At 55.3% G+C, this 9,079-nt stretch carries 10 protein-coding genes; 4 read left to right on the top strand and 6 right to left on the bottom strand.

What is annotated here, in order from left to right; all coding sequences use genetic code 11:
- The 4 genes from OU789_RS15480 to OU789_RS15465 form a co-directional block, all read left to right on the top strand.
- The coding region (locus OU789_RS15480) for an ATPase, T2SS/T4P/T4SS family (protein ID WP_274656549.1) at positions 1–294 on the top strand (294 nt) is incomplete at its 5' end.
- Complete coding sequence (locus OU789_RS15475) at positions 291–494, top strand: hypothetical protein (RefSeq protein ID WP_127657642.1); 204 nt, start codon at positions 291–293, stop codon at positions 492–494. The genes OU789_RS15480 and OU789_RS15475, both read left to right, overlap by 4 nt.
- A complete protein-coding gene (locus OU789_RS15470; RefSeq protein WP_114276216.1) occupies positions 491–904 on the top strand; it encodes a hypothetical protein in 414 nt (137 codons plus the stop codon). The genes OU789_RS15475 and OU789_RS15470 overlap by 4 nt, the downstream gene beginning before the upstream one ends.
- A 12-nt stretch (positions 905–916) precedes the next feature.
- Positions 917–1,993 (top strand): type IV secretion system protein, encoded by a 1,077-nt coding sequence (locus tag OU789_RS15465; RefSeq protein WP_274656543.1) that lies wholly within the window; start codon positions 917–919, stop codon positions 1,991–1,993.
- 132 nt (positions 1,994–2,125) lie between these two features.
- Here the strand turns inward: OU789_RS15465 and OU789_RS15460 are convergent, their stop codons facing one another.
- From OU789_RS15460 to melA, 6 genes are read right to left on the bottom strand one after another with little or no spacing between them, the layout of a single operon-like run.
- Positions 2,126–2,734, bottom strand: coding sequence for a 2-dehydro-3-deoxy-6-phosphogalactonate aldolase (locus tag OU789_RS15460; RefSeq protein WP_058314768.1), 609 nt, complete (start codon positions 2,732–2,734; stop codon positions 2,126–2,128).
- On the bottom strand, positions 2,731–3,630 hold the full coding sequence (locus OU789_RS15455) for a 2-dehydro-3-deoxygalactonokinase (protein WP_274656563.1): 900 nt from the start codon (positions 3,628–3,630) through the stop codon (positions 2,731–2,733). The genes OU789_RS15460 and OU789_RS15455 overlap by 4 nt, the downstream gene beginning before the upstream one ends.
- 5 nt (positions 3,631–3,635) lie before the next feature.
- Positions 3,636–4,406 carry an SDR family NAD(P)-dependent oxidoreductase gene (locus tag OU789_RS15450; RefSeq protein WP_274656542.1) on the bottom strand — a complete coding sequence of 257 codons (771 nt, stop codon included), beginning with the start codon at positions 4,404–4,406 and terminating at the stop codon, positions 3,636–3,638.
- The gene (locus tag OU789_RS15445) at positions 4,406–6,115 is read right to left on the bottom strand and encodes an IlvD/Edd family dehydratase (protein WP_058314765.1); all 1,710 of its coding nucleotides are present in this window, start codon (positions 6,113–6,115) and stop codon (positions 4,406–4,408) included. Before OU789_RS15445 ends, OU789_RS15450 begins: the two co-directional genes overlap by 1 nt.
- Before the next feature lie 21 nt (positions 6,116–6,136).
- Positions 6,137–7,684 carry a tryptophan halogenase family protein gene (locus tag OU789_RS15440; protein WP_058314764.1) on the bottom strand — a complete coding sequence of 516 codons (1,548 nt, stop codon included), beginning with the start codon at positions 7,682–7,684 and terminating at the stop codon, positions 6,137–6,139.
- Complete coding sequence (gene melA, locus OU789_RS15435) at positions 7,681–9,054, bottom strand: alpha-glucosidase/alpha-galactosidase (RefSeq protein ID WP_058314763.1); 1,374 nt, start codon at positions 9,052–9,054, stop codon at positions 7,681–7,683. The genes OU789_RS15440 and melA overlap by 4 nt, the downstream gene beginning before the upstream one ends.
- Positions 9,055–9,079 lie beyond the last annotated feature (25 nt).

Here is a 9,079-nt window from a genome sequence, read left to right as displayed (position 1 = left end):
GACCGGATCATCCTGGGCGAGGTGCGCGGCAAGGAGGCCATGACCTTTCTGGAAGCCATCAACACCGGCCATGGCGGGTCCATGACCACGCTCCATGCCGAAACCCCGCAACTGGCCGTGCAGCGGCTCGCGATCGCCGCGCTCAAAACCGAGATACCGATGACCTATGCCGACATGATCCAGTACATCGAAAATTCCATCGATGTGATCATCCAGGCCGGTCGCCATGACGGCAAACGCGGCATCACCGAATTCTACCTCCCCGGCGCAACCGAGATTGGAACTTCCCCATGAAGACCTTTGAATATGAAATCCTCTCCTTCCCGATGGACCGTAAGAACAGTCTGATCGAAATGCAGGCGGCATTGAATGCGAAGGGCCAGATCGGCTGGGAGGTGGTCTCAATCATTTCGTCTGAGTTTGCCAATATCGGGCACACGGCTTTTCTGAAGCGTGAATCCTCCGGCGGTGCCGATTTTGGAGACAACCGATGAAGCGTGGTGCAGCGCCTTTCTTATTACTGTCAGTCGGTTTGGGCTTGATGGCATCGCCCCTAATGGCGGAGCGCAATCTCATCCCCAGTCTTGAGAGCATTCCAGATGTCTGCCCCGAACGCCCGAGCGAACCTGACTGGATGCAAAACATCGCCCTTCGAGACGCCTACCAGCGTGTCTTGGTCCAGGACATCTACCGGGCACAGAACATGGAGCGGATCGTTGAGACCGGATCCTGCGACTGCGGTCTTCGCTTCCCAGCATGGGATAACGCCGAAGTCACCTTCCAAGAAAACCACGCCAATGCGAACCGTTCAGAAATGCTGCAAGCGTCAAACAGTTACAACCGCCGCGCAAATGATCTTCGACCAGAAGCTCAAGCGATCTGCGAAGCAGTGGGTAAGTGGTAAGGGAACTCTGAAATGAGCGTTGTCACCTACTTTGTTGAAACCTCCCAAGGCTATCTCAACACCGCCGCCGAGACACAGTTCGGGTCTGTTGCTGCCACGGTGGGAACGCTTCTCGTTCTTGGAACAACGCTGGTGGTGATCCTCGTTTTCCTGAACATGATCTATCAGTACAAAGCGATGGACGGGCGAACGGCGTTCTGGCTTGCGGTCAAGATTGGTCTCATCGGGATATTTGCAACCAATTGGTTGCAGTTCAACGCACTCTCGTCCGCAATCCTCGCGGGGATCGACAGTATTGCGGGCGCGCTGGTCGCCTCCGTCGGTGGTGGCGTTCCAGGTCCATCGGGGACATTTGCAGAAGAATTTGACCGGCTCATCGCCGAGCTTGGAGAATACCTTAACGCGGCCGGGTCTGAGCTCAACTGGATGGCCGGCGCGATGCTCGACATTGTTGGCGTGTTGATGTTGTCGGTCTTGGGAGGGCTCGCTGCATTTATCTTGGTCGCGTCGCGTTTGATGATCGCGCTGCTCATTGGCATCGCACCCGTGATGATCTTCCTCACCCTTTTCGAAGTGACCAAGGATTACTTCGCGCGCTGGCTGTCGGCACTGGTCTCCTTTGCGCTCTACCCAATCGTCGTGGCAGGCGTATTCGCAACAATCACAGGTGTATCATCCGCCCTCATTGGTGAACTCGGCGACCCGGAAGGGGCCTCAAATATAGGCGCGCTCATCCCCTTCTTCATGATGGTCCTCATGGCCAAGGGCTTCATCATCGCCACGCCGTTCATCGTTCGCGCAATCTCAGGGAACATTATGATGCCAGCGCTGTCTGGGGGCTTGGCAGGAAGCTACAGCTTTGCGCGCGCTGCGATGGGCAATCAGCAGGCTTACAATCGGTATCTTGTTGGTGGTGCCAGTGGAGCCGAATATGCAGCACTCAGAGCACGGCAGTTCTTCGGGGCACAGCAGATGCCTGTGCGGCAAGGGATGGGACAAACTGGTCAGGCAAGTGGCTCAGGGTCACCAGGGACCGGGTCTCAGATGTTGGCGCAACTGGCGAGGCTGGGAAGGTTGGGGAGACGATGAGGGTCAATACGGGCACTCGACAGAATCGTCCAATGTGGCGTCAACACCTAGTTTCATAGGTTCATCGTCCGCCCAAGAAACCTTTTTTCTGTAAACTAAAGATGTTTACAGTTACCGCAAAGGCGATTTGTATCAAGAGGATTTTGAACGATCATAAGCGCTTACCAGCGCGTGGGCGCGCTTTTCTACTTCTGCTTGTGTCAGACCTGGCACGAAGAGAGCCGTCCCGATCCCAAAACCTGTCACGCCCGCGGATATCCAGCTGCTAAAGTCAGCTTCTCCGACTCCGCCAACCGCAAAGGTTTGCGTATCCTTCGGCAGAACTGCCTTGAGAGCCATGAAGCCGTTCAGACCGAGTATTGACGCTGGAAAGAACTTGAGCGCGTCCGCGCCGGCCGAAAGGGCACTAAAGCATTCTGTTGGCGACAGAACACCCGGAAAGGACTTGAGTCCCAAAGATTTTGTTCGGCGAATGACGCTAACATTAGCGTTAGGGGAAACGATCAGAGAACCACCAGCTTGGGATACCCGCTCGACGTCATCTTCCGTCAATACCGTACCAGCCCCAATCTCAGCGACGTTCCCATATTTCCGGGCCAGTTGCTCTATGGACTGGAAAGCTTTCGGAGAATTGAGAGGCACCTCGATCCTGCTGATCCCAGCCTCGATCAGAGCCCCACCAAGTCCTTCGACCTCCTCAGGACTCACACCTCTGAGAATTGCGACAATCGCCCGGCTCATCTTACCAACTCCGCATAGGCGTGCCGCAGGCCAGAAAGCGTGATATCTTTGTCTTCGACTATGATTGCATTGATCCCAAGGATCTTGAGACCTGCTCTGTATAGTTCGACAAGACGCGAATCTCCAATAAGGACGGTCTCTTGGTCGAGCCATTTCCGCCCCACACCACCAAGCTCCAGCCCAAGCAGATATCCTGAGAGCTCCGACCTGAGATAAGCATCTTCGGTGTTATTCAAAAGTGCCTTCGCTCGGATCGAAAAGAGCCTTGAAGAAATTCTAGTTGGGTCTTCAATCACAGTTTCCAGTGCCTCGATGAAAGCGTCCTGATCCCAACCTTCACCCCCGAGGGAATGACGCAAAACCGACTGTGACGAAAGCAGGCTAAATATTTCACCAGTCATATGGGTGTGGAATTCGGTGATCGTTCTATCGGAAACACGGACCCATTTGGTGTGTGTTCCCGGAAGGCAGATCACCCCTTCAAAATCCGGTTGTCCGGCAAGAAAGCCAGAGATCTGTGTTTCTTCGCCCCGCATAACATCAGCGGGTTCCAATTGCTTGAGGCCAGGAATAATAAACGTTTGCAGTCGCACATCCCTTGTTTGGGGAGTGACCGCTTCGCTAAGCCCCGGTGGAGCGCAAGGAACGGCTGAGTATGGGGCTTCCTTCCACCCCTCTCTCGCACCCGCCATCCCACAAACGATGACCGGAATTTGTCCATTGCTTCGAAGTGCATCTTCAACAGTTTCCATCAACGCCGCTTCAAATTCTTCGGGCCTGAGACGTGACATTCCCAACTCCGAACGACAAGTCGCAAGCACCTCGCCGTCACCCGCAATCAGCCAGGCACGAAGGTTCGTCGTCCCCCAATCTACAGCAATCCATTCTACGTCCATGACCATCACCCCGTCACCGCCACGCCGCCGTCGATGACGAGCGCCTGTCCGGTCATCATGCGACTTGCGGAGGAGGCCAGGAACAGCGTCCCAGAAACGATATCGTCGGGCTTCAGATGCTCCTTTAGGCATTGCTTTTCCAGGTGAGTGGCTAGCGACGCTGGGTCAGCCCATTTGTCCAGCTGCTTTTGCGTCAAAACCCAGCCTGGAGCCAATGCGTTCACCCGAATACTTTGGGAGCCGAATTCCCGCGCTAAACTGCGGGTCATGCCGTTTAGTCCGGAGTTGGCCGTTGTATAAAGCGGGTAACCGGCCCCGCCCATCATGTAACTGATCGATGTGAGGTTTATGATAGATCCGCCACCCAACGTCTTCATGCCCTCCACGACAGCCTGACAGGCAAAAAAATGGGCCTTGAGGTTGATTGCCTGCATCCAGTCCCAGAACTCCTCGGTAACCTCGTCGGTGCTGTGGCGCTGGTCGTTGGCGGCATTGTTCACAAGGACACCGACAGGACCGTGGGCTTCTGTGACTTGCGCAATTGCGGCCTGAATCGCGGGTGTGTCCGTGATATCGCATTGGATGAACAATGGGCGATTGCCGGTCTCGTCCTCCATAGCGTCCACAAAGGCCGCGGCGTCGGAGCGCCCCACAAAAGCGACCTTGGCACCTTGCCGCAAGAAGCCTTCGGTTAAATTCGCGCCGATGCCCGAGCCTCCGCCGGTGATGAAGACGCTTTTGCCGTCGAGATCGTGGAATGTTGCAGTCTGGGTCATCAGTGGCTCTCTCGTGTGACGGGGCGGGTGTCGTTGCCAACAAGGAAATCAAGGTCCGCGCCTTGATCCGCTTGCAGGACGTGATCCACATACATTTTGGCATAGCCGCGGGTGTAATGCGGCGGTTCGGGTTGCCATGCGTCGCGGCGCTCGGCCAGTTCTTCTTCGGATACGAGCAATTCCAACTTGCCCTGACTTGCCGAAAATTTAATGCGGTCGCCGGTTTTCACCAGCGCAAGCATTCCGCCCTCGTTCGCCTCGGGCGTGACATGCAGGATCACCGTGCCAAAGGCCGTGCCCGACATGCGGGCGTCAGAAATGCGCACCATATCCTTGATGCCTTCTTTGACCAGTTTGGACGGGATAGGCATATTGCCAACCTCAGCCATGCCCGGATACCCTTTTGGGCCGCAGCCCTTAAGAACAAGGATGCTGTCCTTGGTCACCGGCAGATCATCGTTGTCAATTGTGGCTTTTAGCTCTTCAATGTTTTCAAAGACGTAAGCCTCGCCTTCGTGCTCCAAAAGATGCTCGCTTGCGGCAGAAGGCTTCACGATGGCCCCACGTGGGGCGAGGTTGCCTTTCAAGACCTTGATGCCAGCCGATGGCTTCAGAGGGTCGTCGATCGGGTAGATCACATCGCGGTTCCAGCATTCAGCACCGTCTGCATAGGCGCTGATGTCACCACCAAGCACAGTTTTGGCTTTACGCAAATGTCCCGACAACTCTTTCAAGATCACCGGCATACCACCAGCGTAACAAAAATCTTCCATCAGGTACTTGCCAGACGGCATGCAGTTGACCAACAGGGGAACGTCGCCGCCAAGGTCAAAATCTTCCAGTTTCAGATCAATGCCAACACGGCCAGCTATGGCCAGAAGATGCACCACTGCATTTGTGGAACCGCCAACGGCAGCATTGGCCAAAATCGCGTTTTCCAAAGATGCCCGCGTGATAATGTCCGAAGGTTTCAGGTTTTCGTCCACCATTTCGACAATACGGTTGCCGGTAAGGTGCGCCAACGCCATGCGACGTGAATCCACAGCTGGAAGGGCTGCGTTTGTCGGTAGGCTTAGGCCCATGGCCTCAACAAGCGACGCCATGGTCGAGGCGGTGCCCATCGTCATGCAGACACCTTTTGAGCGGCTCATACCGGACTCAGCCGCCATAAAATCTTTCAAAGTCATATCACCGGCGCGGACCGCTTCCGAGAATTTCCAAACATCCGTGCCAGACCCAATGTCATTGCCCTGCCATTTGCCATTCAGCATCGGCCCAGAGCTAACCACGATAGATGGCAAATCGACCGAGGCCGCCCCCATCAACTGGCCGGGTGTTGTTTTGTCACAACCACCCAAAAGAACAACGCCGTCGATGCCATAGGCGCGGATCGATTCTTCGACATCCATCGCCAACAAATTGCGAAACAGCATAGCGGTTGGCTTCATCTGGGTTTCGCCCAGCGACATCACGGGGAACTCTACGGGAAAACCACCGGCTTCCCACACGCCGCGCTTCACGCCTTCGGCCAGATCGCGCAAGCCGCTGTTGCATGGCGTCAACTCCGACCACGTGTTGCAGATGCCAATGACGGGGCGCCCATCAAAAGCATGATCTGGAAAGCCTTGGTTCTTCATCCAGCTGCGATGGATGAATCCGTCCTTGTCCAGCTTTCCATACCAAGCGCGGTTGCGGCGGTCTTTTGTCATTAAATTTCTCTTTCTTGCCAGTCAGGCGATCGCATTGGAACTCAGGCTACTGAGCCATGCACGATGTGAAATCGCATGCGATGCGACATTTCCGGCCTGTTTTTCCAGATGGTCGACGGTCGCCCGAGCGAAATCCCGCAGTTTGCGGTCTTGGGCCATGCGTTCTCGCGCGACACTTCGATTGAGCAATCCAAGACCGTCAAGAACCGGATAATGCAGAAGCTCTTCCACATGGGGAAGGCCATCCAAATCGTTGGTAAAGTCTTCCGGCCCGGGCATCCGTTCTTGCCAATTTATCAGTTTCTGACGCACTTGCGGCAGGATGAAGTCTGTTGCTACGTCGCGCCAGAATGGGCTGTCATCCCGTTCACTGACGTAGTGCAGATTGATGAAGTCGCGAAAGTCGTCCACTTGTTTTGCGATGGCCGCATTGTAGCGCTGCTGATTTTTCTGCAAGGGAGCGCTGATCTGCAACAAGTGGCGGCGGCAAAACAGTAAAACCGCGACGATAGTGCCGTGGATTGAAGTCGCTTCCAAAGGTTCGAGAAAACTGGATGCAAGCCCGAGCGCAAGAACGTTGCCGCGCCAGACCTCGGAGATACGTCCCGCGTCGACAGGAATATCGGCGCGTGGCTCGATCTTGCGACCAAGCACACCCTCGATCTCCGCCAAGGCGATATCAGGTGACGAATGGCGATCCGAATAGACATATCCGCATCCGATCCGGCCCTGCGTCGGGATCTGCCACATCCACCCCGACGCTTGGGCCCATGCGTGCGTAAAGGTCGGAATTTCCTCGTCTTCGGCAAGGTCTAGCCAAAACGGCATCGCGCGATTGACCGGCAGCGCGTCGGAATAGCTTACCCAACTTGCGCCCATGGTCCCTTGGATCAATGTGCGGCGGAAGCCGGTGCAGTCGATGAAGAAGTCCCCTGCGATCGTTTCCCCAGTATCGAGTCTCAATTTGGTAACGCAGCCCGATTTGCCATCACGCTCTGCACTTTCCACAAGAGCATCGATCTTGGAGATGTCAGTTGCCTTGCGGCGTAAGTAGGCTCCGACTTTGGCCTGGTCAAAATGATAGGCGTGGTGAAAGCGGCTTACAGGAACGCGGCGGCCCCCCATTTCGGCTACCGGCGCTTTGCCGGTTTCCATGAGCTTGGCGAAGATATGCGGCGCGGAAACGGAGCGCCCGGCGGCAACGCAAAAGGTGTCGATCCAAGACCCCGCCCCCGGAATCCGATCGGTCAGAGCATAGGCATCATCAATCGGACCATCGTAGACATGGCCAAGCCGCCGCCAATCCCGATGGCGTATTCCATACTTGATTGTAGCATCGGTATGGGCGAGGAAATCTTCCTCGTCGAAGCCGAGTGATTGTAACACGCCGCCGAAGACTGAGGTTGTACCTTCGCCCACCCCGATGGTCGGGACTTTTGAGCTTTCAACGAGCGTGATACGCATTGGTATCCCTTGCCGCTCGCTTTCTGTCTTAAACAGGTGCGCAGCTAGCCAGCCGGCGGTACCCCCGCCGACGATCACCAGATGGGTCGGGTCGGATTTGGTCATGCCACTCGCATTACTTTTGCCCCGGACAGCCAGCCCGGAAGCCAATCGCCGTGGGCAGCAATCAGGGCGTCGACCAGAGCCCATATCTGGTCTAGGTCCAGTTCTGCGCCAGTATGCGGGTCCATCATGGCAGCATGGTAAACATGCTCCCTATTCTCCGTTAGCAACGCCCTAACGGTCAGTTCCTGCACATTGATGTTGCTGCGCATAATCGCGGTCAATTGCGGTGGAAGCTCAGGCACTTGAGTTGGCTGAATACCGTTGCGATCCACAAGGCAAGGCACCTCGACTACGCATCCCTCGGGCAGGGCCGGAATGTAGCCTCGGTTTTGAACATTTCCGTAAATGACGCTCGGCACACCAGTCCAGACAGAGTTAATAATCTCAGAGGCGTATTCGATCGAGTTCGGGACCTCGATCTTATCGGCCTTTCGATATTCCTCCAGCTTGTCTTTCCAGTCCGCGATCTGCTCAACACAGCGCTTTGGGTATTCGTCCAGCGGGATGCCAAACCGTTCGATCAAATCTTCACGACCCGACTTGATAAACCACGGGACGTACTCGGCAAAATGTTCGGAGCTTTCTGTCGCAAAATAGCCCAGCCGTTTCATCATCTCATACCGGACCTTATTCGGGCATCGCGGATTCGAGGTGCTTTCGGGCCGCGGAAAGATACCCTGTTCATATCCCTGATGAAGTTGTGGGTAGAGGTCACGGTAGCTTCCATCAGCTTCTACCTGCTCAAATTTCAGGAAGTATGCGACATGGTTAATACCTGCCGACAAATAGCGGATATCGTCCACCGGCAATTGAAGGTCACTTGCCAGTTCGGCAGCTGTGTGTTGCACGGAATGGCAGAGCCCAACTTGCTTGATATTCGGATAACGCTCGGCAATAGCCCACGTATTGATGGCCATCGGATTCACGTATTGCAGCAACAGCGCATCCGGGCAAACGGCAGTCATGTCTTCGCAGACCGACCAAAGGTGCGGCACGGTCCGCAGACCCCGCATGATCCCGCCGATTCCAAGCGTGTCGGCGATTGTCTGGTCTAGGCCAAATGACTTGGGGATCTCAAAATCGGTAACCGTGCAAGGTTCGAACCCGCCAATCTGAAAAGCAACGACGACAAAATCAGCGCCTTCGAGCGCCTCTCGTTGATCAAGGTGAATCGAATGTGTTGCCTCAACGCCAAGCGAAGCAACCATTTTGCGGAAGACAACTTCGCTTTCTTCCAGCCGCTGTTGGTTGATATCCATGAGCGAAACATGCGCACCTTGCAACGCTTCGCGCTGAAGAATGTCACCGACGATATTTGTCATAAATACTGTCGATCCGGCACCGATAAATGTAATTTTTGGGCTCGTCATAGTCGTCTCACTTTCTTAATCAGTC

Source organism: Halocynthiibacter sp. C4 (genome assembly GCF_028823805.1).
Lineage (GTDB): Bacteria > Pseudomonadota > Alphaproteobacteria > Rhodobacterales > Rhodobacteraceae > Falsihalocynthiibacter > Falsihalocynthiibacter halioticoli.
The sequence above is the reverse complement of the archived record's forward strand: the minus strand, read 5'-3'. Positions and strand labels throughout refer to the sequence as shown.

Excerpts from the sequence above, each read along its gene's own strand:
- OU789_RS15475 (WP_127657642.1), top strand. The coding sequence starts at position 291 with ATGAAGACCTTTGAATATGAAATCCTCTCCTTCCCGATGGACCGTAAG.
- OU789_RS15470 (WP_114276216.1), top strand. The coding sequence starts at position 491 with ATGAAGCGTGGTGCAGCGCCTTTCTTATTACTGTCAGTCGGTTTGGGC.
- OU789_RS15465 (WP_274656543.1), top strand. The coding sequence starts at position 917 with ATGAGCGTTGTCACCTACTTTGTTGAAACCTCCCAAGGCTATCTCAAC.
- OU789_RS15460 (WP_058314768.1), bottom strand. The coding sequence starts at position 2,734 with ATGAGCCGGGCGATTGTCGCAATTCTCAGAGGTGTGAGTCCTGAGGAG.
- OU789_RS15455 (WP_274656563.1), bottom strand. The coding sequence starts at position 3,630 with ATGGACGTAGAATGGATTGCTGTAGATTGGGGGACGACGAACCTTCGT.
- OU789_RS15450 (WP_274656542.1), bottom strand. The coding sequence starts at position 4,406 with ATGACCCAGACTGCAACATTCCACGATCTCGACGGCAAAAGCGTCTTC.
- OU789_RS15445 (WP_058314765.1), bottom strand. The coding sequence starts at position 6,115 with ATGACAAAAGACCGCCGCAACCGCGCTTGGTATGGAAAGCTGGACAAG.
- OU789_RS15440 (WP_058314764.1), bottom strand. The coding sequence starts at position 7,684 with ATGACCAAATCCGACCCGACCCATCTGGTGATCGTCGGCGGGGGTACC.
- melA (WP_058314763.1), bottom strand. The coding sequence starts at position 9,054 with ATGACGAGCCCAAAAATTACATTTATCGGTGCCGGATCGACAGTATTT.